This is a genomic window from Actinokineospora diospyrosa (assembly GCF_024171925.1).
Classification (GTDB): Bacteria; Actinomycetota; Actinomycetes; order Mycobacteriales; family Pseudonocardiaceae; genus Actinokineospora; species Actinokineospora diospyrosa.
Genome location: NZ_JAMTCO010000007.1, coordinates 1 through 24,467, shown reverse-complemented (window position 1 = coordinate 24,467; position 24,467 = coordinate 1). Strand labels below are relative to the sequence as shown.

The following is a 24,467-nucleotide window of genomic DNA, read 5'->3' as shown; positions in this document are numbered from 1 at the left end:
CGTAGCCCTTCCTCACGAGGTCGTTACCGGCAGCACCGCGCGCACCCGCCAGCCGCCCTCGGCGTGCGGGCCCGCCTGCAGCGTGCCGCCGAAGACGTTGGCGCGCTCGCGCATCCCGATGAGCCCGTTGCCGCCGGGGGCGAGCCCGTTGCGGGAGGTGCCCGGGCCGCGGTCGGTGATGTCGAGTTCCACCCGGTCGCCCACCCGGCGCACCTGCACCGCGGCCGTCGCGCCCGGGCCCGCGTGCTTGATCGTGTTGGTGAGCGCCTCCTGCACGATCCGGTAGATGCCCAGGCCGACACCGGCGGGCAGGTCGTCGAGCTCGCCCGCCAGGTCCAGCAGCACCGGGACGCCGATCGTGCGGACCCGCTCGGCGAGGTCGGAGATGGACCGGGTGCCCGGCTGGGGGGTGCGGTCGCTCTCGCCGTCCTCGCTGCGCAGCACGCCGAGCAGGCGGCGCAGCTCGGTGAGCGCCTCGCGGCCGGTGGCGGAGATGGTGTGGATGGCCCGCTCGGCCACCTCGGGTTGCGAGCGCACCGCGTAGGCGGCGCCGTCGGCGTGCACCACGATCACGCTCACCGCGTGCGCCACCACGTCGTGCAGCTCGCGGGCGATGCGGGCCCGCTCCTGGCCGACGGCGATCCTGGCCTGCTGGTCGCGCTCGGTCTCCAGCAGCGCCAGCCGCCGCTCGACCTCCAGGTGGTAGGCCCGCCGCGCCCCGGAGAACTCCCCGAGCACCCAGCAGAACGCGAAGATCACCACGAAGATCAGCGTCGGCAGGATCGACTCCGGCAGGTCCATCCGCCAGGTCGCCCAGGCCGCGGTGCCGATCGCCAGCCAGAGCACGTACAGCGCGCCCTGCCTGCGGCCGACGTAGGCGACCGTGGTGTACAGCGCGATGCCCAGGGCGATGTCGGACACCCGGATCCGCGCGTCGATCCCGCTCGGGTTGGGCCCGTGGGTCAGCAGCTGGGCGAACCCCGCGGCCAGGATGAGGTACGCGGCCAGCAGCGGGTCGCGCCTGCGGATCACCAGCGGCCCCAGCAGCGCCGCCCCGACCAGCCAGAACACCACCGGGTGCACCCCGCCGGGCATGGCGAACAGCGACACCAGCTCCATGGCAGCGAGCAGCGCGGCGATGACGCTGTCCCCGGCGATGGGGTGCGCCTTCATCCACAGACTGAGCCTCCGCACGGTGCGAGCGTAAGCACCCCCGGTGCTCGGCCGCGTCCGCCCGCCGTCGGATCGTCGCGTCCGCCCGCAGGCTGAGCGGGGCGTTCGCCACCACCCCCCGGGGCGCGCATGGCACCATTCCGGCGGGCGAGTGAGGGAGACGGGATTTGTCGAGCGCGACCGAGCAGCACCTCGCTGGACCGTTGTCCGCCGCGGTGGCCAACCTGTGCCAGCGCCTGCAGCCGCAGGTGTCCGCGCGCACCGCGGCTGGGTTCCGGGAGGTCCTGCGCAGGCTCTCCGCCCCGCTGCAGGTGGCGGTGGCGGGCCGGATCAAGTCGGGCAAGTCGACGCTGGTGAACGCGCTGATCGGCCGCCGGATCGCGCCGACCGACGTCGGCGAGTGCACCCGGCTGGTCACCCGGTTCCAGTACGGCACGGTCGACCGGGTGGAGCTGGTGTTCTTCGACGGCACCAAGCAGGTGCTGCCCTTCGACGTCGGCGGCATGATCCCCAACGACCTCGACGTCGACTTCGACAAGGTCTCGCACCTGGAGGCCTACCTGACCAACGCCGTGCTGCGCGACCTCACGGTGATCGACACCCCCGGGCTCGGCTCGCTGGACCTGGCCTCGGTCAAGCGCACCGAGCAGCTGCTCGGCGCGGCCAAGCACCGCAAGGACGGCGAGGAGGGCGCGGACCCCGACAAGGACAGCGACAAGGACCCCGACGACTCCGACGACCTCGACGAGACCTCGCGCAACGCCGTCGCCGGTGCCGAGGCCGTGCTGTACGTGGTGACCCAGGGCGTGCGCGCCGACGACCAGCAGGCCCTCGCCGCGTTCACCGCCGCGACGGCCAGCCGCGAGGCCGGTCCGGTCAACGCGATCGCCGTGCTGAACAAGGCCGACACCATCACCCCGGAGTCGGTCACCGGCAGCGACGGCGACGTGTGGAAGGCGGCGACCCTGCTCGCCGAGAAGCAGGCCGCCACGCTCAAGCCGCGCGTCGCCGACGTCATCCCGGTCATCGGCCTGATCGCCGAGTCGGCCGAGTCCGGCGGCTTCACCTCGGCCGACGCCGACGCCCTGCGCCTGCTCGCCCAGCTCGACGACGCGATCTGGGAAACCATGCTGATCTCGGCGGACATCTTCACCACCTGGGAGTGCGACGTCCCGACCGGGACCCGCGTGCGCCTGCTGGAGAAGCTCGACCTCTACGGCATCCGCCGCGCCGTCGACGCCCTGCGGGCCGACCCCGACCTCACCGCGGGCGCCCTGCGCCGCAAGCTCCTCGACGCCTCCGGCCTCGCGGGCGTCCGCTCCCGCTTGGACGCCGTCTTCCGCGCTCGCGCCGACGGCATCAAGGCCGCCGCCGCGCTGGCCTCGGTTACCGCCCTCGCCCACGCCTCCGGCGACCCCGGCGAGCGCCAGCGCGTGCACGATGCCATCGAGGTCCTGCTCGCCAAGCCGGAGGCGCACCAGTTGCGGTTGCTGGAGGCGTTGACGCTGGTGACCTCCGGCGCGGTCGACATGCCGGAGGACCTGGCGGAGGAGGTGCTCCGGGTCGGCAGCAACGCCGACATCGGCGAGCAGTTGGGCATGAAGGGCCGCCCGCACAACGAACACTCGGCGTACGCGCTGGAACGCGCGGGCTGGTGGCGCTCCTTCGCCTCTTTCGGTGCCACCCCCGCGCAGAGCCGGGTGGCGCACGTCGTGCACCGCGCGTACTTCCTCATCTGGCAGCAGCTCAAGGCCCAGGCTGGCGGCTGACCCTCCGGTAGCCGGTGAGCAGCCTGCCGCCCGCTTGGTCGAGGACCGACTCGACGACCCGCGTGAACCCGGACCGGTCCCCCGCGTGGACCAGCAGCCGGTACCCGAGGAGCAGGTCCGCGCACAGCCGCGGGTCGGCTTCGCGCAGGCGGCGGTGGAGCCACTTGCCGTGTGACTGCCACCGCCGCCGCAGGCCGAGGACGAACTCGCCGGTGGCCGTCAGCAGCCGGTTCGCGATGAAGACCGCTTCGTCGCGGTCGGGCGATCCAGCGAGGTCGTCGAGCAGATCGGTGATCATGTAGCGGCGGTCATCGATGTCGACCTCGGTCAGCGGTGGTGGTCCCGCGGCCAACCGGGCTCGCGCCTCTTCCCGGATCCGCCCGCCCGCGCCGCCCGAGTCGACCAGCAACACGCCCTCGCCGCACATATGCAGCAACGGCGAGCGGCGGGCCGCGGTCTCGCGATCGACGAACTCCCCGAGCGACTCGGTGGTGTGGCAGAACAGTTCGACCACCCAACCCTCGTGCTCGGTCGTCTCGCGGAACGGCGCGGGCGCTCCACCGAGGACCACCACGATGTCGAGGTCCGACAGCGCGGTCCGGTGCTTGGTCCGCGCACTGCCGCCGAGCACGGCGGCCAACGCGTCGGGGAAGCGCCGCGCGACGACGGCGCGGGCAGCGGCGATCGGGTCCACGCCGCAGAGTGTCGCCGATCTTCAGCCTGCGGTGGGACCGGTCGCCCGCAACCGCCGGATCACCGGCCGACCGCGACCGCCACCGTCCACTCGCGATCGCGGTCGTCGAGAACTGCCGGGACGCGTTCACCTCGGGTCATGCCTGCCCTCTCGCTGGGTGCTACACCTACTCCTTTCAACGAGAACCGCCGTCCGATCTGGAGTCCCGGCGAAAAGAAAATGGGCGGCTTTCGCGGTGTTCGCGAAAGCCGCCCATTTCGTGGCGCAATGCTGGTCTGGTTCCCGGTGCCCCGGGGTGATTCCGGTCCCGACAACCGGAATCGGCGCGTGGTACTCCGTTGTCCAGCCGCCCGGATCGGCTAGTCGAGGACGTACCGCACGTAGTCGATGGCGTCCTCGTCGCCGAGTTCGGCCGCAGTCCGCCACCAGGCGGTCGACCGGTCGAACTCGTGGATCGCTTGGTAAAGCTCGGCGGCGCGGCGGGCACTACGACAATCGCCCGCGAGCGCCGCCCGTTCGGCGTCCGCCAGTTCCGCGCGGACGTGTTCTTCGTTCACCCACTGCTCAACACCGCGAGCAGCCCCTGCGCAGGGCAGGTCGGCGCGGCTGCCGACCTGCCCAACGCGGCCGAGTTCGGGGCGCGCCTGGACCGCGGCGATGATCTCGCGCACCCGGTCCCCGCGCTCGTGCTCGGTGAGGGGCGGGCGGCCTGACCGCTGGTCAACGCCCATGGCTCCTCTTTTCTCCGCCTACTCTGTTTTCCCGGAAAGCAACCTCGCGAGTCTCCGCAGGCCCATTCGCTTGTAGTCGTACACGGTCTGCCGGTCCAGGTTCATCGTCCGCGCGAGTTCGGCGGGCGTGATCCCTTGCAGCACCACCGCGTCGACGACTTGTCGTTGTCGAACGGGCAACCGGTCGAAAGCGTTGCGAACCGCCGTGCTCATCGACCGCTCCCAGTCGTAGGTGTCCTCGCCGTGGGGGTGGTCGCTGAGGTGCTCGGCCGCCATCGGGACAACAGTGCCGCGCTGCCGCCGGTGGTGGTCGAGGATGATGTTCTTCACGGTCTGGACCGCGTAAGGCGCGGTCCAGACCTGGTTACCGGTTTCCACCCGGTGCTTCCACAGCCGCAGGAACGCTTCTTGGGTGAAGTCCTGGCTCAGGTCGCGATCTCCGCTCTTGCGCCACGCCGTTCGGAAGACGGTGTCGTAAGTGCTCGCGACGAAACCCTCGAACTCCTCTTCGAGCGGCTGCGGGTCGACATCGGGGGTGGGTGGGCGCGCTGTCCCGTTCGGGAGTGCCCGGCCTGCCCGCCCGAGTGGGGACTCGGACCAGGCGCCTCGGCGTGAAACGCTGCCGGTCATGCCGGCTCCGTTCTTCCGGGCTCGATGCTGTGTTCGAGCGAGCTGAACTGGTGGAGCACGAGGTGCGGACGCCTCCGCGCCTCACGGTGATCAACGTCGGCGGGCAGGTCGATCTGGGGGTTGGTGGTCCAGGTCACAGCTCGGTCCCGGTCGTCGGTGCTGCTCGGAACCGCCGGGGTGGGCCGCCCGCCGGCTATACGATTCGGCGCTACACGGTGCGGACAGGCTGGGTGAGGCGGAATGGCGTCCTGGTTCAAGGGCAAGCGCAAAGACGAGGACTCGACCATCGAGGTGCGGGCCGAGGTGATCGCCGAGGCCGATCAGGAGGTCGTCGAAGTGGTGGCGCACGAGGAGCTGAGTGACGACTTCCGGGTGGAGCCGACGTTGGTGAGCATCGCGCCCGAGGTGTACGACCAGGCGGTCGCGGAGCGGCGGGCGCTGGTGTCGCTGGCCCTCTACGCGCACGACCGGGCCCGCAGTTCCGGGGTGGCCGAGCGGATCGAGGAGGGCTTGGCCGACGTCGGCGTGCTGGCGGTCCGGCCGGACGGCGACCGGTTCGACCCGGCGCACCACGAGGCGGGCGGCACGCTGGTCACCGAGGACGAGGGGCTGCAGGGGACCGTCGCGGAGACCGAGGTGGTGGGGTTCAGCGATCGCGGGCAGGTGCTGCGCCCGCCGATCGTGACCGTCTACACCGGTAAGGCCGCCACCGCATGACCCAGCCGAAGCTCTCGCTGCCCAAGCAGGTCGCGCAGACCAGGGAGCAGCTGCTGGCCCTGCTGCGCGAGACGGCCCCCGAGTCGGCGCAGTGGGTCGAGCAGATCCGCGCCCGGCGCCGCAAGAAGCCCTCCGTCGTGGTCGTCGGCGAGACCAACCGGGGCAAGAGCTCGCTGGTCAACGCCATGATCGAGACCTCGGGGCTGTCCCCGGTCGACGCGGACGTGGCGACCGCGACCTACCTGGTGTTCGGCCACGCCGAGCAGTGGGAGGCGCGCGCCTGCTACCCCGGTCAGCTCGCGCCGGTGCCGGTGGACATCGCCAAGCTGGTCAACTGGGTGTCCGCGGCGCACGAGCTGCCCGACGGGGAGCTGCCGCCGCGCTACGTCGAGGTCGACGGGCCGGTGCCGCTGCTGGAGAAGCTGGTCATCGTCGACACCCCCGGGGTCGGCGGGCTGGACTCGGTGCACGGCGAGCTGGCCGTCGAGGCGGCCGCGTCGGCCACCGCGCTGCTGTTCGTCGTCGACGCCTCCGCGCCGTTCACCGTCGGCGAGCTCGGGTTCCTGGCCAACGTCGGCGACCGGGTCGAGACGGTGGTATTCGCGCTGTCCAAAGTAGACGCCTACCGCGGCTGGCGGCAGGTGCTCGAGGCGAACCAGGCGCTGTTGGCCGAACACGCACCGCGGTTCAAGGACGCCACTTTCCACCCGGTTTCCTCGCGCATGTTCGAAATGGCGGGCAAAGCGCCCAACCCGGATTCCGCCGAAATGCTCAAGGACCGCTCCGGTGTCCCGCAACTGGTCGAATCGCTGCAGTCGCTGCTCGTCGGCCGCTCGGCGATGCTCGGCGAGGCGAACACCCTGCGTGCGCTGTCCTCCTCGCTCGGTGAGCTGAAGGTCAACCTGGAGAACGAGCGCCGGGCGCTGACCACCGGTGAGGCCGAGGCGGAGGCGCTGCGCGCGCGCAAGGACGAGCTCACCGCCGAGCGCCGGTCCTCGACCCGCGGCTGGCAGGTCAAGCTGCGCGGCGAGGTCCAGCGGGCCCGGCTGGAGAACGCGCACGAGGTCAGCCGCCAGATGCGCGACGTGCAGGCCTGGTTCCGCCAGGCGATCGACGTGGCGGACAAGGACCGGCTCAAGGACCTGCCCGGTCAGGTCGACGCCGCCATGCAGATGGTCAGCGGCAAGGTGTCGGAGTCGGTGAGCACCCGGCTCAACCAGGTCGCCGACTCCGTCCTCAGTGAACTGTTCAGCGAGGACGAGCTCGCCGTCATCCGCGGCCAGTTCGCGCGCAGCGGGGCGTCGCAAGTGGTGCTGCGGGCCGCGGAGAAGCGGCTGCCGACCGCCGAGGACAAGCTGCTCGTCTTCATGGGCGTCTCCGGCGGCATCGGCGCGGGCAAGATGGCGGTGATCCCGCTGGCAGGCGCGATCGCCGCGCCGATCCTGCTGGTGCCCACCATCATCATCGGCCTCGGCGCCGGGTGGTGGATCGCGCGCACCCGCAAGCACACCGCGGACAAGCAGCACATGAAGCTGTGGCTCAACGACTCCATCGCCGATGCCCGGTCCACATTGGACCAGTTGGTGTCCGAGCAGTTGATCGACGCGGAATCCCAGCTCTCCCTTGCCCTCGACGAGGCGCTCGGCAAGCGGATCAGCGGGATCGAGGAGCAGCTGCGCGAGGTCGACAAAGCATTACGACTTGATGTGAGCGAGCGGCAGAAGCGCGTCACCGTGGTAAACAAGCGCCTGACAGACGTGGTCGCCGGGCAAGAACGGGCGGAGAGGCTCCTTGCCGGTATCCGGTCCGTTCGCGACAAGAACTAACGTCGTAACGCCGGGAACCAGCGGGGCGAAGCGTCAGTCATACCGCCAACAACAAGCCATTGAGCATCCCGCCAAGGGATCAGCCAGAGGGGGCTACCCGTGTACGTTGACGAGACCGGCGCCGACGACACCGCGACCGACAGCACTGCTGACGCGGGCCACGACGAGTTGACCGTCGAGGTCGGTGGCGAGGAGTACGAGGTCCAGGAGAACTTCGACTACGACCAGGACGGTGACAACGACACCGCCGTGGTCCAGACCGAGGACGGCTACATCGCTTTCGCCGACACCGATGGCGACGGCAACGCCGACACCGCGGTGCAGCTCGACGACCAGGGCAACGTGGTCGCCGCGGCCGAGTACAACGAGACCTCCGGCGAGTGGACCGAGTCGGACGCGAACTCGGTGAACGCCCCCGGTGGCGACGGCGCCGACGAGCACGGCTCCAAGTCCCCCTCGCACGACTCCGGCGACGACGCCGCCACCCCGGTGAACTCCGGCTCGGGCGACGACATCACCGTCGACACCAAGTCCGGCGACGTGACCGCGGGCGAGGCGCAGTACGACGCGGACGGCGACGGCACCAACGACACCGCCGTGGTCACCGACGAGCAGGGCAACACCTACGCGTTCACCGACAACGACGGCGACGGCGAGGCCGACGAGGCCATCGTCATCGAGGCCGACGGCGACGTGACCGTGGCCCAGCACACCGGCGAGGACGAGTGGTCCACCGTCGAGACCGGTCACATCAACGCCGACGGCTCCTACGAGTCCGACTCGGCCGGTGCCGCCCCCACCGCCGCAGGCTCGGACGCCAACTGGCAGGGCTGAGCCCGCGCGTTACCGGGGTTCGGCGAGACGCTGCCCACCCTGTAATCTGAACCACGCTGCGTGAGATCCCGGCACGTCTCTCCGTGCCGGGATCTCGCTTGTTCAGCCCCGTTTGACCTGCTCAGCCGTGGCCGAGATCACTGTGAGTCACGACTGTCCGGTATCCGAACGTCCGATCGGTCGATTTGCAGCCTCGCAAGTGGGTACTGAATCGATTCCCTTATCGTTCTTGTGAGAGAACCGACAGGCAAGGTCTCGGTTACCTCGCCGTCACCCCGCTAGCCTCATATGCATTCCTTCACGGCACGCACCCGCTCGACATGGGCGGGGGCTCAGCCATTCGGTTAGGACGCCGCCGTCCCCGGTCAGGTCGGTGGTGTCCCGATCGGCATTTCGGCGTTCAGTCAGGAGACGAGGCGAGATGACGGCAGTGACAATCCCTGGCGTTGACCAGGCACCGACGACGCACAAACGACTCCTGGCGTGGGTGCGCGAGGTTGCTGAGCTGACCGCCCCCGAGCAGGTGGTCTGGGTCGACGGGTCCGAGCAGGAGTGGACCCGGCTCACCGACAAGCTGGTCGACGCGGGCACGTTCACCCGCCTGGACAAGAAGCCGAACTCGTTCTACGCGGCCTCCGACCCCAACGACGTCGCCCGGGTCGAGGAGCGCACCTACATCTGCTCGGTCGACGAGGCCGACGCCGGTCCAACCAACAACTGGATGGACCCGGCCGAGATGAAGTCGGTCATGACCGAGCTCTACCGCGGTTCGATGCGCGGTCGCACCATGTACGTGATCCCGTTCTGCATGGGCCCGCTCAACGCGGAGAACCCGATGCTCGGCGTGGAGATCACCGATTCCGAATACGTCGTGGTCTCGATGAAGATCATGACCCGGATGGGCACCAAGGCGCTCGAGCGCTTCATCGACGCCGACGGCACCGAGCGTGACTTCGTGCCCGCGCTGCACTCGATCGGCGCGCCGCTGGAGCCGGGCCAGGCCGACGTCGCGTGGCCGTGCAACGACACCAAGTACATCGTGCACTTCCCGGAGGAGCGGCTGATCTGGAGCTACGGCTCCGGTTACGGCGGCAACGCGCTGCTGGGCAAGAAGTGCTACTCGCTGCGCATCGCCTCGGTCATCGGCCGCGACGAGGGCTGGCTCGCCGAGCACATGCTGATCCTCAAGCTCACCTCGCCCGAGGACAAGGTCTACTTCGTCGCGGCCGCGTTCCCCAGCGCCTGCGGCAAGACCAACCTCGCCATGCTGGAGCCGACCATCCCCGGGTGGAAGGTCGAGACCATCGGCGACGACATCGCCTGGATGCGCTTCGGCGCCGACGGCCGCCTCTACGCGGTCAACCCGGAGAACGGCTTCTTCGGCGTGGCACCGGGCACCGACTACCACACCAACCCGAACGCGATGCGCACCATCGCCAAGGGCAACTCGCTGTTCACCAACGTCGCGCTGACCGACGACGGTGACATCTGGTGGGAGGGCATCGGCGCCGCGCCGGAGCACCTCACCTCGTGGAAGAAGGCGGACTGGGCGCCCGGCTCGCAGGAGAAGGCGGCGCACCCGAACTCGCGCTACTGCACCCCGATCGACCAGTGCGACACCAAGGCCGCCGAGTGGGACGACCCGCAGGGCGTGCCGATCTCGGCGATCTTCTTCGGCGGCCGCCGGGCGACGACCATCCCGCTGGTGACCGAGTCGCGCGACTGGCAGCACGGCACCTTCATGGGTGCGACGCTGTCGAGCGAGACCACCGCGGCCGCGGTCGGCGCGGTCGGTGTCGTGCGCCGCGACCCGATGGCGATGCTGCCGTTCATCGGCTACAACGCCGGTGACTACTTCAACCACTGGATCGAGACCGGCAAGCGCGCCGACGCGACCAAGTTGCCGAAGATCTTCTACGTCAACTGGTTCCGCCGCGGCGAGGACAAGCGCTTCCTGTGGCCCGGGTTCGGCGAGAACAGCCGCATCCTGAAGTGGGCCATCGAGCGCATCGAGGGCAAGGCTGCCGCGCGGGAGACCCCGATCGGTTGGGTTCCCACCGCCGACGAGCTCGACCTCGACGGTGTCGACGGCGACCGCGCCGACATCGAGGCCGCGCTCGAGGTCTCGGCCGAGGAGTGGCGCGCCGAGCTGCCGCTGATCGAGGAGTGGTTCGACAAGATCGGCGACAAGCTGCCCACCCCGTTGCGCGACGAGCTCGAGCTGCTCAAGCAGCGGCTGGGCTGAGCCCCGCATACACAGAAACCGGCCCTCACCGCGCTCGTGGTGGGGGCCGGTTTTTCGTGCGCGTGTTCGGTGGGTCACAGCACGCCGGGGTCCGTTCTGGGATGGTGTGCGCACACCGAGGAGGGGAGGTCCAGTGGCCGAACACCGCACCGCGCGCGAGCACCGCGGTTGGCGCTGGCAGCGCTCCGGTTACGACGAGCGCGTGCACGCCTTCCCCGCTGGTGAGCGGCCCGCGAGTTTCATCGAGGCGGCCTGCCTGCACACCGTGCCCTTCGCCCGCGTCACCCGCTCGCATGAAGGCACCCGGTGCCTGCCGTGCCTGCTGATCGTCGGCGACGAGCTCGCCGCGCGGGTCGCCCCGGCTGTGGACTGACCTGGGAACACCCTGGGGACAACCGCCGTCTCCCCTGGTCCTACCCACCAGTCCCACACGTCACAGCCGCCGCAGAGTTGTCCACAAGCTGTGGACAAGGTTGTGCACAGCCTGTGGAGAGCGGTGCTCGGCGGCGGCGATCGGTCGCCAACAAAGGGCCAAATGGGCGCACAGCGAGTTACCTGGTGACGAGACCGGTGTTCGGGCTCTAGTGTGTCGCGGCATACCTCCCGTCACGGAGAGCGAGGCCCCGATGACACAACCCGGCCGCTCCGGCATCCGCTGGAGCAACTGGAACCTGCTGCTGCTGATCCCACTCGCCCTGCTGATCACCCCGATCTTCAACCGCAGCGGGCCCGCGCTGTTCGGCATGCCGTTCTTCTACTGGTTCCAGCTCGCGGGCGTCGCGCTCGGCGTGCTGGCGACCGCGATCGTGTTCGCCAAGACCAAGGACAAGCCGACGGTCCCGGCGCGCGGCACCGACCGCGACGTGGACACGCTGGACGAGGGGGCGGGCCGATGAGGTGGACCGAGCTGATCGTCTTCGTCGTCCTCTTCGGCCTGGTGACCGTGCTGGGGTTCCTCGCGGCCAGGTGGAAGGCGGGCAGCACCCTCGACCACCTCGACGAGTGGGGCCTCGGCGGGCGCAAGTTCGGGTCGTGGATCACCTGGTTCCTCATCGGCGGTGACGTCTACACGGCCTACACCTTCGTGGCGGTGCCCGCGCTGATGTTCAGCGCCGGTGCGGCGGGCTTCTTCGCCCTGCCCTACACCGTGATCCTCTACCCGTTGGCGTTCATGCCGTTGCTGCGGATCTGGTCGGTGTCGCGCGCCCGCGGGTACGTCACCCCGGCCGACTTCGTCCGCGGCCGCTACGGCTCCTCGGTGCTCGCGCTGCTCGTCGCCATCACCGGCATCGTCGCGACCATGCCGTACATCGCGCTGCAACTGGTCGGGCTCGAAGCGGTGCTGCGCACGTTGGGGCTCAACGGATCCGGCATCGTCGGGCACCTGCCGCTGCTGATCGCGTTCGTCATCCTGGCGGTCTACACCTACCAGTCCGGCCTGCGGGCGCCCGCGCTGATCGCGTTCGTCAAGGACATCCTGGTCTACCTCGTGATCATCGTGGCCGTGGTGTACCTGCCGATCAAGCTCGGCGGGTGGGGCGCGATCTTCCAGGCGGCCGACGAGAAGTTCAAGGCGACGCCTGCCCCCGGCGACGGGTTGCTGCTCAACGCCAACAACCAGTTGCAGTACGCGACGCTGGCCCTGGGCTCGGCGCTGGCGCTGTTCCTGTACCCGCACTCGCTCACCGGCGTGCTCGCCTCGCGCGGGCGCACCGTGATCAAGCGCAACATGTCCGCGCTCCCGGCGTACTCGTTGCTGCTGGGACTGTTGGCGCTGCTGGGTTTCGTGGCCATCGCCGCCGGGACCAAGCCGTTGGTCAACCAGGCGACCGGCAACCCGGACACGAACACGATCATCCCGAACCTGTTCGCTGGCCAGTTCCCCGCCTGGTTCGCGGGCGTGGCCTTCGCCGCGATCGGCATCGGGGCCCTGGTGCCCGCGGCGATCATGTCCATCGCGGCGGCGAACCTGTGGACCCGCAACATCTACAAGGAGTACATCCGCCGCGACGCCACCCCGAAGGACGAGGCCAAGCAGGCCAAGTTCGCCTCACTGGTGGTCAAGTTCGGCGCGGTGGCCTTCGTGCTGTTCATCGACCCGCAGTTCTCGATCGACCTGCAGCTCATCGGCGGCGTGATGATCCTGCAAACCCTGCCTGCGGTGGCGATCGCGCTCTACACCCGGTGGTTCCACATCTGGGGCCTGGTCGGCGGCTGGATCGCGGGCATGGGCTGGGGAATGATCATGCTCTACAACATCCCCAGCGCCGACGGCAAGCGCAAGCACTTCGGCGCGTCCGCGCTCAAGCTCGGTGAGCTGAACCTGTTCGGCTGGCACCCGTTCGGCGGCACGACGGTGCAGATCTACGTCGGGTTCATCGCGCTGGTGACGAACCTGGTCGTGGCCGTGCTGCTCACCCTGCTCGCCCGCAAGCTCAAGGTGTTCAACGGGATCGACCAGACCGAGCCCGCTGACTACCACGTCGACGAGAACTCGGCGAAGCTGCGGCCGGTCGCCACGCACTGAGCGGTTCGCGTGCTGGAAGGGGCGGGTCCCGGTGTGGACCCGCCCCTTCCGCCATCGATCAGCGCTGGCGCAGAACGCTCATCAGCACCAGCAGCGCCGCGCTCGCCAGGGCAGGCACGACCCCGGCGACGACGGCGAGCACGATGAGCGCCACGACGACGCAGGCGACCAGCAACATCGCCCGGTGCAGCGTCGGCGCCCAGCCGCCGAGCAACCGCTCGGCGAGCACCAGCGCCTTGTCGTGCAGGCGGGTGCGTCGCACGTGCGGTGCGGCGGCGTCGGCACTGGTGGCCCGGTCCACATAGCGGTGTGGCATGGGCGGCACCTGCAGTGCCGGGTCTTCGAAGGTGAGGTGCAGGGTGCGGCGGACGTCCGTGCCCACGGACTCCGTTCCTGTCACGGCCAAGGTGTCAGGCTCCTTCGTGGTACTGCGATTACCCATCAGTTTCCTCGTCGAGGCGTGCCAGGCAGGTAACTACTGGGTAGTAGACGGTAAGCGGAGCGTGTTCGTCGGTGAGCGGCATCCTTGTGATCCGCCTCACCTATCGGGTGACACCATGACCCACTGCTACTGCGGATGGCCTACGACGACCGCCATCCGTCGGCTGTAGAACTGAACGGGTGGAGTAGTCGCGGCGCACTTGGCCCAATCAACCGCATACCAGGCAATCCAGGCGGCCCAGTCCGGCGACGCTCGGTGCCGGTGTCCGGTTCATCCGCACAGGGCAATCCCATGGTGGATGGCGAAATACGGTCACTCTCCGTTGGTCGCTCTAGGGCAACCAATAGTCGACCGCCGCCCGGCGCGCACGGGGCGCGGGTGGGGCTCGGGGCGGGACCGGGTGCCGTTCGCCGTCCGTCGAACCGGGCCACTTCGCCGAGCGGCGGACGAACTGGTGGACCGGTGGGCGCGCGGCCGGGATCGGCACGGCCGCGCTGGGCGAAAGCCCTGGGGAATAAGGAAACCCCGTAGCGCTGCCAGGTCGGGGGTCCGCCAGCGCTACGGGGTCAACCGGAACATCGTGGAGAGCCCCGGTGGTGTTACAACGGGCTGGAGATGTGCCCTGCATCACATCCCCAGCCCAAGCTCGTGGGTCAGCGCCAGACGTTCTGGGTCTGCGCCAGGGCGATCAGCTCGTGGCGCATCGCCGGCGTGGCGGCCTGGTCGATCGCGCGGTTCACGGCCTTGCGCGTCCGGGCCTCGGCGCGGCGGGCACGGATCTTCGCGGTCACGTTCATTGCTCTTGCATCCCCTCTAAGGACTTCGCTCGCCGCTCTGGCTGAGTGGCATGACCCAAGTATGCACGCTAGGGGCCGCAATTGCACCTATCTGTCCGGTGAACTGGCGCACACACCGATGAATCGTCGGCAGTGACCTGGAGCTCACCGGATAGTGTCCGGTTTCTGGTGAGCTGGCGAACACTGTGCTAACGCGCGCGGGCACACCGCGATCACCGATCGCGGTTTATAGGGCTTTCTAGGGGGAGTGCTAGATAGGTCGAGAGTGCGCCAGAACCGGCGTCACTCCTCCATGCCCAGCAGGTAGCGGCCGAAGTGCGGCACGGTGAAGGCGATCCGGCCGCGCTCGGCGGAGTAGACCAGGCCCTTCTTGATCAGGCTGTCCCGCGCGGGCGAGAGCGAGGACGGCTTGCGGCCGAGGAACACCGCGATGTCGGAGGTCCCGGAGCTCTCGTCCTTGCCGTCGGTCAGCTCGGCCATCGCCCGCAGGTATTCCCGCTCGGCCGGGGTGGCGCGCTCGTAGCGGGAGCCGAAGAACCCCACGGCCAGCTCCGCCTCGGCCTCCGGCGCGGCGACCAGCACGTCCTCCGCGGTGATCGGGTCGGCCGGTGCGGCGTCCCAGGCTGCCTTGCCGAAGGCCTGGATGAAGTACGGGTAGCCGCCGGAGCGCTCGAACAGCGCGGCGAGCGCGTCCGGGGTGATCTCGGCCTGCTCGCGGTCGACCGGCACCAGCACGGCCTGGTCGGCGTCCTCGCGGTCGAGCCGGTCGATGCGCACGTAGCGGAACAGCCGCTCGGAGTAGGACTTGCTCGCCGAGAGCACCGCGGGCAGGTGCGGCAGCCCGGCACCGACCACGACCAGCGGCGCGCCGGACTGCGACAGCTCGTGGCAGGCCGCGCACAGTGCGGAGATGTCGTCGGCGCCGATGTCCTGCATCTCGTCGATCAGCACCGCGACGCCGGTGCCGACGTCCTGGGCCAGCTCGGCGACCTCGGTGAACAGCTCCACCAGGTCGATCTCGATGTCCCCCGAGTCCGCGCGGCCCTGGGTCGCCGGGACGTCGATGCCCGGCTGCCAGCGCTCGCGCAGCTTGGCCCCGTCCGGGTTCGCCTTCAGCGCGAACGCCTTGAGCACACCGAGCACCTGCTCGACCCGCTCCGGGGCCCGGTGGCGCACGGCCAGGTCGCGGATCGCCCGGTGCAGCGCGGCAGCGAGCGGCCTGCGCAGGTCGGCGTCCGGTCGGGCCTCGATCTTGCCCGCGCCCCAGCCCCGGCGGACCGCCATCGACCGCAGCTCGCCGAGCAGGACCGTCTTGCCGACCCCGCGCAGCCCGGTGAGCACGAGGCTGCGCTCTGGCCTACCCCTGGCGACGCGCTCGAGCACGACCTCGAAGGCCCGCAGCTCCTTCTCCCGGCCCGCCAGCTCCGGGGGGCGCTGACCGGCGCCGGGGGCGAAGGGGTTGCGCACCGGATCCATCCCGCGACCGTATCGGCGCATCTAGGACCAGCCCGATATTTCCCCCGGCGCGCCCACCGCTAGGTGCGTATCTGCTTATCTACTGATCGCCGTAGATAAGCAGATACGGGCCTACTTCTCCAGGATCGCGGTGACGCCCTGGCCGCCCGCCGCGCAGATCGAGATCAGGCCGCGGCCGGAACCGCGTTCGTCCAGCAGCTTGGCCAGGGTCGCCACAATGCGACCACCGGTCGCGGCGAAGGGGTGGCCCGCGGCGAGGGAGGAGCCGTTGACGTTGAGCTTGGACCGGTCGATCGCGCCGAGCGGTTCGGCGAGGCCGAGGCGGTCCTTGGCGAACTCGACGTCCTCCCAGGCGGCGAGCGTCGCGAGGACCTGCGACGCGAACGCCTCGTGGATCTCGTAGAAGTCGAAGTCCCGCAGGGTGAGCCCGGCTCGGGCGAGCATCCGCGGCACGGCGTAGGCGGGGGCCATGAGCAGGCCCTCGTCACCCTGGACGTAGTCGACAGCGGCGGTCTCGGTGAAGGTCAGGTAGGCCAAGACCGGGAGGCTGCGCTCCTTGGCCCACTGCTCGCTGGCCAACAGCACCGCCGAGGCGCCGTCGGAGAGCGGGGTCGAGTTGCCCGCGGTCATCGTGCCGTCCTCGCCACCGAAGGCGGGCTTCAGCTTGGCGAGCTTGTCGGCGGTCGAGTCCGGGCGCAGGTTCTGGTCGCGCGACAGGCGCTGGAACGGCGTGAGCAGGTCGTCGAAGAACCCGCGCTCGTAGGCGGCGGCGAGCTTCTGGTGGCTGGCCGCGGCGAGTTCGTCCTGGGCCTCGCGGCTGATCCCCCACCGCTCGGCGGTCAGCGCGGCGTGCTCGCCCATGGAGAGACCGGTGCGCGGCTCGGCGTTGCGCGGGATGTCCGGCACGACGTGGCCGGGCCGGATCTTGGCGATCAGCCGCAGCCGCTGGCCGACCGTCTTGGCGTTGTTGAGCGAGATCAGGATCCGCCGGAGGTCCTCGTTGACCTGCAACGGCGCGTCGCTCGTGGTGTCGACGCCGCCCGCGATCGCCGAGTCGAGCTGCCCGAGCGCGATCTTGTTCGCCACCTGGGTGATCGCCTGCAGGCCGGTGCCGCACGCCTGCTGGACGTCGTAGGCGGGGGTGTCGGCGGACAGGCTGCTGCCGAGCACGCACTCGCGGGTGAGGTTGAAGTCGCGGCTGTGCTTGAGGACCGCGCCCGCGGCCACCTCGCCGATCCGCTGGCCGCGCAACCCGAACCGGGCGACGAGACCGTCCAGCGCGGCGGTGAACATGTCCTGGTTGGACGCCTGCGCGTAAGGACCGTTGGAGCGGGCGAAGGGAATGCGGTTCCCGCCCAGGACCGCCACTCGGCGCACGCTCGGGGTCATCGCATCCTCCTGAACGGGGGGTCGGGCCTGCGCTACCATCGTAACCTACTGGAGAGTAGATTGTGGAGGTGCGCCAGATGACCGACCGCTACCAGCAGTTCACCAACTCCGGCGTCGGCCGGGCCCTGGTCAAGCGACTGGGCCTGCCGAACCCGACTCCGCTGCGCCGCCACCGGGCAGGTGACCCCGCGCTCGACGGCCCGGCGTTGCTCAGGTCCGCCCCTGGCGGTCGGTTGGCTGAAGCGGTCGGCGCGGTGTGCAAGGCCGCCGGGATCGAGGTGCTGACCGCGGCGGGCCCGAAGACGTATGGCGCGCTTGTGTTCGACGCGACTGGCATCGCCTCGGTCTCGCAGCTGCGCGAGCTGTACGACTTCTTCAACCCGGTGCTGCGTGCGGTGGGAACCTGCGGTCGGGTCATCGTCTTGGGCACCCCGCCGGAGCGGATCGCGGACGCTGATGAGCTCATCGCCCAGCGCGCGCTGGAGGGGTTCGTCCGGTCGGTAGGCAAAGAGTTGGTGCGCGGGGCTACGGCTCAGCTTGTCTACGTAGAGCCGGGCGCGGAGGAGCAGATCGGTTCCACGCTGCGGTTCCTACTGTCTGGCAAGTCTGCCTACGTCGACGCCCAGGTGATCCGGATCGGTATCTATGGCGGCCATGTTGTCGAGCCAGAGGACTGGACGGCGCCGCTGGCAGGCAAGGTTGCCTTGGTAACCGGGGCATCGCGAGGCATCGGCGCGGCCATCGCTGAGGTGCTTAGTCGCGATGGCGCGCACGTGGTCGCCCTCGACATCCCCGCACAAGGCGACGAACTGGCTGCCGTCGCCAACCGGGTCGGTGGCTCTACCTTGCAACTAGACATCACCGGCGGCGACGCCCCTGCGCGGTTGGTCGAGTACCTACGCAGCCGCCACGGCGGGGTCGACATCGTCGTGCACAACGCTGGCATCACCCGCGATAAGAAGCTTGCCAACATGAAGGACGCCGCTTGGGATGCCGTGCTCTCGGTGAACCTATCGAGCCAGTTGCGGGTCAACGACGCACTGCTCGCCGACGGCATCTTGCGCGAAGGCGGGCGGATCATCGGGGTGTCGTCGATTGCTGGCATCGCGGGTAACACCGGGCAGACGAACTACGCCACTAGCAAGGCAGGCGTGATCGGGATGGTGGATGCCTACGCACCCCTGCTGGCTCCGCGCGGTATCACCATCAACGCTGTCGCACCCGGCTTCATCGAGACGAAGATGACCGCTGCGGTGCCGTTGTTCATTCGCGAGGCAGGTAGGCGGATGAACAGCCTGTCACAGGGAGGGCTCCCTGTGGACGTTGCGGAAACCATTGCCTGGTATGCCAACCCTGCCTCCGGCGGGGTCAACGGCAACGTTGTCCGCGTGTGCGGCCAGAGCCTCCTGGGGGCGTGATGCCGGTCTTATCGGAAGCACCACGGTTGGCGCCGCTGTACTTGAAGGCGTTGACCGGGCTCACTAAGAGGGGTGGAGAGCTGCCTTCGCGGCTCTATGAGCGCGTTGGTGTTCAAGTCGATGCGAGCCACTTGGCTGAGTACAACCGGGTATGCGCGTTCCGGCTGACCGACCAGCTACCGGTGACCTACCCCCACGTGCTGACCTTCCCCCTACAAGTCAAGCTAATGACCGACGCCGACTTCCCGTACCCGCTCATCGGCACCGTGCACGTGGCCAACCGGATCACCCAACACCGCCCCCTGCACATGGCGGAGCAACTGGACCTACGCGTCCACGTCGAGAACCGCCGCAAACACCCCAAGGGCGAACAGTTCGACATGATCGCCCAAGCCCTCGTCAATCGCGAAGTCGTCTGGCACTCCACCAGCACCTACCTCCGCCGCGGCCCCCACACCAGCGCCCCCGGCCAGACCCGCGAAGAACTCCCCCACCCCACCTCCCACTGGCACGCCCCCGCCAACACCGGCCGCCACTACGCGCGGGTATCCGGCGACCGCAACCCCATCCACCTACACCCCCTCACCGCCCGCCCATTCGGCTTCCCCCAAGCCATCGCCCACGGCATGTGGACCAAAGCCCGCTGCCTAGCCGCCCTAGAAGGCCGACTCCCCCACGCTTTCGAAGTTGACGTCCGCTTCAAACTCCCCGTCCTACTCCCCGCCAAACTGGGCTTCCACACCAACGGAACCCACTTCCACCTCCTCACCCCCCACGGCAAACCCCACCTATCCGGAATCATCACCCCCCTCTAGCACCCACCGCGCTTGCTAGTTATCCACAACCCCTTCCGCCGTCCACAGTCCCCGCTTTGCGCCGCCCTTCTGTCGGCGCTTTCTCGTAGCCTGTTTATTCGGGGGCTCTTCATCCAGTTGATCTTTCGCTGGCCGGTTCTCCACAACCTCCGGACTTCGCCACAAATTACCCCAGCCTGAACATCGAGCCCGCTCATGCGGTGCCTCCTCTCCCGCTCCACCCCCAACTCGACGGCCGCGGGCCCGCTGGGCCAACACCCGCGTCCTCCCCCGAAGCGGGTTGATCAAAGCCTGAACAAGCCCCTGCATCGAACCCCACGGGCCGCTCCGTCGTGGTTGGTTATCCACAACAGAACTGGCCATCCACAGCCCACGATCGCCACTCCCGTTCCATCGGTGCCGCTCGGTAGACTGTGGATCGGGGGCACTTGTGCCGGTTTGATCTTGGTATCGAGGAATACGTCGTTGCGGCCCAGGTTTGGTTATCCACAACGGGTTCTCCTGTCCACAAGCTCCTGCTTGCTGCTCCCGGTTTGTCGGGCTTCCTCGGTAGGCTGTGCATTTGGGGGCTTTCGATCAGGTTGATCTTGGCGCATGCCCGGGGTTGGGGTTGCGTCGCAAGGGATTCGGGCCTCCGCCTTCGGCTCCGGGGGACGCCTCGTCGCCTGGCGGCAACATCGGCGGGAAACGCGACAATGCGTGCAGCTCGATGGGGCGAACTTGTTTTGCGCGGGGCCCCTACAACACCCGTGGCAGGACCGCAAAGCATGGCCCTGCCGCGAACGACGCTACGGGTGTTGTCCCCCCACGCAAAACAAGTCCGCCCCATCGAGCAGTTGGCACCAGCGAGTCCGAGGAGCGTGGGGTGATCAGGCGGGTTGAGGCGGACCTGACGGGGGCTGGGGTGGGCACCGCCGGGTCCGAGTGTCCACGGGCTGAGCAGGTGGGATAGGGCGGACCTGACGGAAGGCCAGTTGGCACCGCTGGATCCAAGTGTCCAGGGGCTGGGCAGGTGGGCTGGGGCGGATCTGACGGAAGTCGGGCAGACACCTGCGACTCCCAGGTGTCCAGGTGCTGGGTGGGGGGGTGGGGCGGACCTGGCGGGGTTGGAGTGGCGCCGCTGGGTCCTAGTGTCCGGTGGCCAGTCGGATGGGGGCGGTCCTGATCGCGGCTGGGCCGGGTACCGGGGCTTCCGGATGTCCAGGGGATGGGTTGGTAGGCCAAGGCCAGACCTGGCGAAGGGCGGGGGTGGCACTAGCAGCTTCCGAGTGCCCAATGGCTGGTGGGTCGAGTAGGCGAGGCTCGGTCCTGACAGGAGTTGGCCTGGCACCGGAACTTCCTGCGGTCGGGTGGTCGGCCAGGAGGGTTGGGTCCGGTTCGCGCGTGGGCTGGGTTGGCGAGAGCGTCCAGTGGATGGCCGGGTGGGCAGAGGTCGCGCGGGTTGGGTGGCGCTGGCGACTTCTGCGAGCGGTGGCTGGCTGCCCCAGGGAGGCGGGGGCTATTCCTCGGTCGGGGTCCAGACCGCGCCGTCTACTAGGTTGCCTAGGCCCATCCAGACGAGGTTCATCAGCCAGGAGGCTACGACCTTTTCGGGGACGCCGGGGTGGTCTAGCCACCAGTCGGCTAGGGATTCGCCTGCGCCTACTAGGGCGGCGGCTAGGGCTTCGGTTGACTTGGTGGCGGTTTCGTCCAGGCCTCGGCTGGTGGCTGAGCGCACGAGCAGGGCGTCGACCAGGGTGATCGCCCTGGTTCGCATGGCCAGGAGTTCTTCGCTGAACGGGCCGCCTTGTGAGGTTGCCTGGCGGTGTAGGACGCGCCAGCTCTCGCGTTGGTCGCCGACGAAGCGGAAGAAGGCGCGGAGGCCGTGCCACAGCTGCATGTCGGGGGGCAGTTCGGCGCGCACCCCGCCCGCGATGGCCTCCATCAGCAGGGTGGCCTCGCGCCGGATGCAGGCGGCGAACAGGTCTTCCTTGTGGCCGAGGTAGGCGTAGATCATCGGCTTGGAGACCCCGGCGACGTCGGAGATCTCGTCCATGGACGCGTTGTGGTAGCCGTGTTGGGAGAACACCCGGACGGCGGCGTCGAGGATCTGCCGCTCGCGGACCTCCCTGGGCAGCCGCTTCACGCGCGCCGGTCGACGCTGTTCGTCGACGCTCACGCCGTACCTCCCCGCTCCACTTGCCCGGCTACCTACTCACCCGTAGCCTACCGTCCAGTAGGTACAGGAGGTGTCCATGGCCGACCTCGGCGCACTCACGCAAACCGAGCTCGTCGAGCTGCTCGAACGGCTGACGCCGGAGGACGTCGCCGCGCTGGACATCGACGTTGATGCTATCGGTCGGGCGGTCGACCCGCGTCGACTTGGCCGCGATGACCTCGGCGCCCTGCTCGCGACCCTGGGCCGCTTCCCCGAGTTCGCCCTGTCCGGCCTGGCCCCGACGACCTTCGCGCGGATCATCGCCACCGCCTCCGCCGAGCAGGTCCGGGCGGTCATGGCCGACGCCGACCTGCGCGAACGCGTGCTGACCGAGATCTTCCGCCGGATGAGCACCCACCTGCGGGCCGACCGGGTGGCGGGGCTGCACGCGGTGGTCCACTGGCGGTTCACCGGCGGCTCCGGCGCCGACGGCTACGACCGGTTCGAGACGACCATCGCGGACGGCGGTTGCGCGGTCAGCCGCGAGATGACCGCGCCCGCCCGGGTGACGATCACGCTGTCACCGGCGGACTTCTGCAAGCTGGTCACCCAGAACGCGTCCGCGCCCGTCCTGTTCATGACCGGCAAGCTCAAGGCCCGCGGAGACATCGCCTTCGCGGCAGGCCTAACTGGCCTGTTCGACCTACCGCGTCCATGAGCAGGCGACGGTGGCATCGTCTGCCGCAGGCAACGGTGGTCGACCTCGATGGCCTTGCCGACGCTGTCGACCCCGGCAAGCTCACCGCCGAACAGTTCGTGCAGCTCATAGAGGTCCTGCACATGCTGGGCGACGCCGGTACTGGCGTGGAGTTGTCGGGCATGCGCACGGCGACGTTCTTGCGCTTCCTTGGCCGAGCGTCCCGGGAGCAGCTAAGTGAGTTGACTGCGCATCCCGAGCTGCGTCCGATGTTGTTCGCTGAGCTGTTCCGCCGGATGGCCGTGCACCTGTCGCTCGAGCGCGCAGGGAGCGTCCGCGCGGTGATCCACTGGCGCTTCACGGCCCGTGACGGCGAAGACCGGTTCGAGACCGTGATCGCGGGAGGCCGCTGCCTGACCGGACCCGAACCGACCGCCGACCCCCGCGTGACCATCACGATCGACCCGGTCGACTTCCTCCGCGCCATCACCGGCGCGACCACCCTGCCGATGCTGTTCCTGTCCGGCCGGGTCAAGGTCAAGGGCGACATCGCGTTCGCAGCGGGCCTGACCAGCTACTTCGACCTGCCCTGACCTGTTCGGGGGACCCGAGGTGACAGCCCACCCCCGTACCCCGCACCATGCCAGTCGTGGCGCACTGCAACAGCACCAAAACCTGGAACGGCGAACCATGCCCCAACGAGGTGTCCCGCCGGGGCAAACGCTGCCGTGAGCACACCCTGTTCGGACTGCTGTTCCGATCCCCGAAGCCCGTGCTCCCACGGCAAACCCCGCGCGCGGCACGCACCCCCATGCGCGCCGCCACCCGCCTGGAAGGCGTCCGAATCGCCACCGAGCAGTGGCAATCCATCGTCGCCGCCCAAGCGCAACTCGCCATCCCCGCTGAAGCCTGGCAATCCCTCACCGAAGCGGACGCCCCCTCCACCTGCACCCGCTTCGCCCAACTCGCCGCCCTCGACAGCCCCCAGGGCCACAGCGTTGGCCCCATCGCACCCCAGGTCGCGGCCCACCTCGCAACCCGCCTCGCCGCATTGGGCACACCGGAGCACCTTCCCCAGTCCCTCCAGGTACTCGGGGTCTACCTCTGCGCCACCCAAAACCGAGACCTGGGCGACTGCCGGTGCCTCCGCGACCTCATCCAGGAAAACGGCCTGGCCACCGCCAAACGCATCCTCCAAAACGCCATGTCCGACCTATCACCCACTGGCGGCTGAGCCCGCACCCCACGCGACTCCACTAGGCCCCTCCTCACCGGATACCCACCCGCCGAGTCGCCAGTCCAGCCCTCTACCCAGACCGCAATTGATCGCTGGACAGCCACAAGCGCCGTGCCACCTCAGCGCAATGACTGGCACTGTCGTCGGGGTGGCCTACCCCGCCCAACCCAGCCACTGGGTACTCGGAAGCTGCTGGTGCTACCCCCGGCCTTCCGCCAAGTCCGGTCCTGGCCCACCAACCCATCACCTGGACACCCGGAAGCCCCGGTACCCGCCGCCGTCAGGTCCGCCCCGCCCCACCCGGCTGGCCACCGGACACTCGGACCCAGCGGTGCCCCCAGCCCCACCAGGTCCGCCCCACCGCCCAACCCAGCACCTGGACACCCGGGAGTCGCTGGCGCCTGCCCGACTTCCGGCAGATCCGCCCCAGCCCACCTGCCCAGCCTCTGAACACTTGGACCCGGCGGTGCCAACTGCCCTTCCGTGAGGTCCGCCCCAACCCACCTGGCCGACCACCGGACACTCGGAAGTTGCGGTGCCATCCCAGCCCGCTCTCGTCTGCCCTGCCAACCCAGCACCTGGACAGTCGGAGTCGCTGGTGCCAGGCCGGCTCGATGGGGCGGACTTGTTTTGCGTGGGGGGACAACACCCGTAGCGTTTCCGCGCGGCAGGGCCTGCTTTTGGGCCCCTGCTTTGCGGTTCTGCGTCGGGTGTTGTAGGGGCCCTTGGTCTCCAGTGGTGAGTGCGCCGGGTGTGGGATGATCTTCGTGTCGGAGTGATCGGAGATTGTGTCTGTGCGTGGTGTTGTGTTGGGTTCGCATGATCGGGAGACGATTTCGCGTGAGTTGCGGTCGGGCCGGTCTTTTCGGTCGATTGCGTTGATGTTGGGTCGGCATCATTCGGTGGTTGCTCG

At 69.1% G+C, this 24,467-nt stretch carries 23 protein-coding genes; 14 read left to right on the top strand and 9 right to left on the bottom strand.

What is annotated here, in order from left to right; translation table 11 throughout:
- Nucleotides 1-12: 12 nt before the first annotated feature.
- Nucleotides 13-1,173: a sensor histidine kinase gene (locus tag LV75_RS13920; RefSeq protein ID WP_253887706.1), complete on the bottom strand. Its 1,161-nt coding sequence runs from the start codon at nucleotides 1,171-1,173 to the stop codon at nucleotides 13-15.
- A gap of 167 nt (nucleotides 1,174-1,340) precedes the next feature.
- On the opposite strand from LV75_RS13920, the gene LV75_RS13915 reads away from it, so the two are divergent.
- A complete protein-coding gene (locus tag LV75_RS13915; RefSeq protein WP_253887317.1) occupies nucleotides 1,341-2,942 on the top strand; it encodes a dynamin family protein in 1,602 nt (533 codons plus the stop codon).
- On the opposite strand, the gene LV75_RS13910 is transcribed toward LV75_RS13915, so the two are convergent.
- The 3 genes from LV75_RS13910 to LV75_RS13900 all read right to left on the bottom strand — a co-directional run bounded on the left by LV75_RS13910 (nucleotide 2,920) and on the right by LV75_RS13900 (nucleotide 4,997).
- Complete coding sequence (locus LV75_RS13910; protein WP_253887316.1) at nucleotides 2,920-3,636, bottom strand: nucleotidyltransferase domain-containing protein; 717 nt, start codon at nucleotides 3,634-3,636, stop codon at nucleotides 2,920-2,922. The two genes, LV75_RS13915 and LV75_RS13910, sit on opposite strands and share 23 nt — an antisense overlap.
- Nucleotides 3,637-3,995: 359 nt before the next feature.
- Nucleotides 3,996-4,367: a hypothetical protein gene (locus tag LV75_RS13905; protein ID WP_253887315.1), complete on the bottom strand. Its 372-nt coding sequence runs from the start codon at nucleotides 4,365-4,367 to the stop codon at nucleotides 3,996-3,998.
- A gap of 18 nt (nucleotides 4,368-4,385) precedes the next feature.
- A complete protein-coding gene (locus LV75_RS13900) occupies nucleotides 4,386-4,997 on the bottom strand; it encodes an RNA polymerase sigma factor (RefSeq protein WP_253887314.1) in 612 nt (203 codons plus the stop codon).
- A 240-nt stretch (nucleotides 4,998-5,237) separates the two neighbouring features.
- On the opposite strand from LV75_RS13900, the gene grpE reads away from it, so the two are divergent.
- The 7 genes from grpE (at nucleotide 5,238) to mctP (ending at nucleotide 13,146) form a co-directional block, all read left to right on the top strand.
- Complete coding sequence (gene grpE / locus LV75_RS13895; RefSeq protein ID WP_253887313.1) at nucleotides 5,238-5,714, top strand: nucleotide exchange factor GrpE; 477 nt, start codon at nucleotides 5,238-5,240, stop codon at nucleotides 5,712-5,714.
- Entirely contained in the window at nucleotides 5,711-7,540 is a 1,830-nt protein-coding gene (locus tag LV75_RS13890; RefSeq protein WP_253887312.1) for a dynamin family protein, read from the top strand. Before grpE ends, LV75_RS13890 begins: the two co-directional genes overlap by 4 nt.
- A 99-nt stretch (nucleotides 7,541-7,639) precedes the next feature.
- A complete protein-coding gene (locus tag LV75_RS34910; RefSeq protein WP_301319196.1) occupies nucleotides 7,640-8,374 on the top strand; it encodes a putative sodium/potassium/calcium exchanger in 735 nt (244 codons plus the stop codon).
- 421 nt (nucleotides 8,375-8,795) lie between these two features.
- Nucleotides 8,796-10,619, top strand: coding sequence for a phosphoenolpyruvate carboxykinase (GTP) (locus tag LV75_RS13880; protein ID WP_253887311.1), 1,824 nt, complete (start codon nucleotides 8,796-8,798; stop codon nucleotides 10,617-10,619).
- Nucleotides 10,620-10,752: 133 nt separating this feature from the next.
- A complete protein-coding gene (locus LV75_RS13875) occupies nucleotides 10,753-10,992 on the top strand; it encodes a hypothetical protein (protein ID WP_253887310.1) in 240 nt (79 codons plus the stop codon).
- Between the two features lie 253 nt (nucleotides 10,993-11,245).
- Nucleotides 11,246-11,515, top strand: coding sequence for a DUF3311 domain-containing protein (locus tag LV75_RS13870; RefSeq protein ID WP_253887309.1), 270 nt, complete (start codon nucleotides 11,246-11,248; stop codon nucleotides 11,513-11,515).
- Nucleotides 11,512-13,146 carry a monocarboxylate uptake permease MctP gene (mctP, locus tag LV75_RS13865; protein ID WP_253887308.1) on the top strand — a complete coding sequence of 545 codons (1,635 nt, stop codon included), beginning with the start codon at nucleotides 11,512-11,514 and terminating at the stop codon, nucleotides 13,144-13,146. Before LV75_RS13870 ends, mctP begins: the two co-directional genes overlap by 4 nt.
- Nucleotides 13,147-13,204: 58 nt before the next feature.
- Here mctP and LV75_RS13860 read toward each other — a convergent pair whose 3' ends face one another.
- The 4 genes from LV75_RS13860 to LV75_RS13845 form a co-directional block, all read right to left on the bottom strand.
- Nucleotides 13,205-13,588 (bottom strand): hypothetical protein, encoded by a 384-nt coding sequence (locus LV75_RS13860; RefSeq protein WP_253887307.1) that lies wholly within the window; start codon nucleotides 13,586-13,588, stop codon nucleotides 13,205-13,207.
- Nucleotides 13,589-14,241: 653 nt separating this feature from the next.
- Nucleotides 14,242-14,379 carry a hypothetical protein gene (locus LV75_RS13855; protein ID WP_204457018.1) on the bottom strand — a complete coding sequence of 46 codons (138 nt, stop codon included), beginning with the start codon at nucleotides 14,377-14,379 and terminating at the stop codon, nucleotides 14,242-14,244.
- Between the two features lie 288 nt (nucleotides 14,380-14,667).
- Nucleotides 14,668-15,861 carry an ATP-binding protein gene (locus tag LV75_RS13850; protein WP_253887306.1) on the bottom strand — a complete coding sequence of 398 codons (1,194 nt, stop codon included), beginning with the start codon at nucleotides 15,859-15,861 and terminating at the stop codon, nucleotides 14,668-14,670.
- 111 nt (nucleotides 15,862-15,972) lie between these two features.
- Nucleotides 15,973-17,250 carry an acetyl-CoA C-acetyltransferase gene (locus LV75_RS13845; RefSeq protein WP_253887305.1) on the bottom strand — a complete coding sequence of 426 codons (1,278 nt, stop codon included), beginning with the start codon at nucleotides 17,248-17,250 and terminating at the stop codon, nucleotides 15,973-15,975.
- Between the two features lie 77 nt (nucleotides 17,251-17,327).
- On the opposite strand from LV75_RS13845, the gene LV75_RS13840 reads away from it, so the two are divergent.
- Nucleotides 17,328-18,668 (top strand): 3-oxoacyl-ACP reductase, encoded by a 1,341-nt coding sequence (locus LV75_RS13840; RefSeq protein ID WP_253887304.1) that lies wholly within the window; start codon nucleotides 17,328-17,330, stop codon nucleotides 18,666-18,668.
- Entirely contained in the window at nucleotides 18,668-19,483 is an 816-nt protein-coding gene (locus LV75_RS13835) for a MaoC/PaaZ C-terminal domain-containing protein (RefSeq protein ID WP_253887303.1), read from the top strand. Before LV75_RS13840 ends, LV75_RS13835 begins: the two co-directional genes overlap by 1 nt.
- A gap of 1,498 nt (nucleotides 19,484-20,981) precedes the next feature.
- Here the strand turns inward: LV75_RS13835 and LV75_RS13830 are convergent.
- Nucleotides 20,982-21,641, bottom strand: a complete 660-nt coding sequence (locus tag LV75_RS13830; RefSeq protein ID WP_253887302.1) for a TetR/AcrR family transcriptional regulator — start codon at nucleotides 21,639-21,641, stop codon at nucleotides 20,982-20,984.
- A 76-nt stretch (nucleotides 21,642-21,717) separates the two neighbouring features.
- Here LV75_RS13830 and LV75_RS13825 point away from each other — a divergent pair, with 76 nt between their 5' ends.
- The 4 genes from LV75_RS13825 to LV75_RS35885 all read left to right on the top strand — a co-directional run.
- The gene (locus tag LV75_RS13825) at nucleotides 21,718-22,338 is read left to right on the top strand and encodes an SCP2 sterol-binding domain-containing protein (RefSeq protein WP_253887301.1); all 621 of its coding nucleotides are present in this window, start codon (nucleotides 21,718-21,720) and stop codon (nucleotides 22,336-22,338) included.
- Complete coding sequence (locus LV75_RS13820) at nucleotides 22,335-22,910, top strand: SCP2 sterol-binding domain-containing protein (RefSeq protein WP_253887300.1); 576 nt, start codon at nucleotides 22,335-22,337, stop codon at nucleotides 22,908-22,910. The genes LV75_RS13825 and LV75_RS13820 overlap by 4 nt, the downstream gene beginning before the upstream one ends.
- Nucleotides 22,911-22,966: 56 nt before the next feature.
- A complete protein-coding gene (locus tag LV75_RS13815) occupies nucleotides 22,967-23,551 on the top strand; it encodes a hypothetical protein (RefSeq protein ID WP_253887299.1) in 585 nt (194 codons plus the stop codon).
- A 791-nt stretch (nucleotides 23,552-24,342) separates the two neighbouring features.
- Nucleotides 24,343-24,467: helix-turn-helix domain-containing protein (locus tag LV75_RS35885; RefSeq protein ID WP_372504182.1), on the top strand; the 125-nt coding region annotated here is incomplete at its 3' end.

Excerpts from the sequence above, each read along its gene's own strand:
- LV75_RS13920 (WP_253887706.1), bottom strand. The coding sequence starts at position 1,173 with ATGAAGGCGCACCCCATCGCCGGGGACAGCGTCATCGCCGCGCTGCTC.
- LV75_RS13905 (WP_253887315.1), bottom strand. The coding sequence starts at position 4,367 with ATGGGCGTTGACCAGCGGTCAGGCCGCCCGCCCCTCACCGAGCACGAG.
- LV75_RS13900 (WP_253887314.1), bottom strand. The coding sequence starts at position 4,997 with ATGACCGGCAGCGTTTCACGCCGAGGCGCCTGGTCCGAGTCCCCACTC.
- grpE (WP_253887313.1), top strand. The coding sequence starts at position 5,238 with ATGGCGTCCTGGTTCAAGGGCAAGCGCAAAGACGAGGACTCGACCATC.
- LV75_RS13890 (WP_253887312.1), top strand. The coding sequence starts at position 5,711 with ATGACCCAGCCGAAGCTCTCGCTGCCCAAGCAGGTCGCGCAGACCAGG.
- LV75_RS13880 (WP_253887311.1), top strand. The coding sequence starts at position 8,796 with ATGACGGCAGTGACAATCCCTGGCGTTGACCAGGCACCGACGACGCAC.
- LV75_RS13870 (WP_253887309.1), top strand. The coding sequence starts at position 11,246 with ATGACACAACCCGGCCGCTCCGGCATCCGCTGGAGCAACTGGAACCTG.
- mctP (WP_253887308.1), top strand. The coding sequence starts at position 11,512 with ATGAGGTGGACCGAGCTGATCGTCTTCGTCGTCCTCTTCGGCCTGGTG.
- LV75_RS13860 (WP_253887307.1), bottom strand. The coding sequence starts at position 13,588 with ATGGGTAATCGCAGTACCACGAAGGAGCCTGACACCTTGGCCGTGACA.
- LV75_RS13850 (WP_253887306.1), bottom strand. The coding sequence starts at position 15,861 with ATGGATCCGGTGCGCAACCCCTTCGCCCCCGGCGCCGGTCAGCGCCCC.
- LV75_RS13845 (WP_253887305.1), bottom strand. The coding sequence starts at position 17,250 with ATGACCCCGAGCGTGCGCCGAGTGGCGGTCCTGGGCGGGAACCGCATT.
- LV75_RS13840 (WP_253887304.1), top strand. The coding sequence starts at position 17,328 with ATGACCGACCGCTACCAGCAGTTCACCAACTCCGGCGTCGGCCGGGCC.
- LV75_RS13835 (WP_253887303.1), top strand. The coding sequence starts at position 18,668 with ATGCCGGTCTTATCGGAAGCACCACGGTTGGCGCCGCTGTACTTGAAG.
- LV75_RS13825 (WP_253887301.1), top strand. The coding sequence starts at position 21,718 with ATGGCCGACCTCGGCGCACTCACGCAAACCGAGCTCGTCGAGCTGCTC.
- LV75_RS13820 (WP_253887300.1), top strand. The coding sequence starts at position 22,335 with ATGAGCAGGCGACGGTGGCATCGTCTGCCGCAGGCAACGGTGGTCGAC.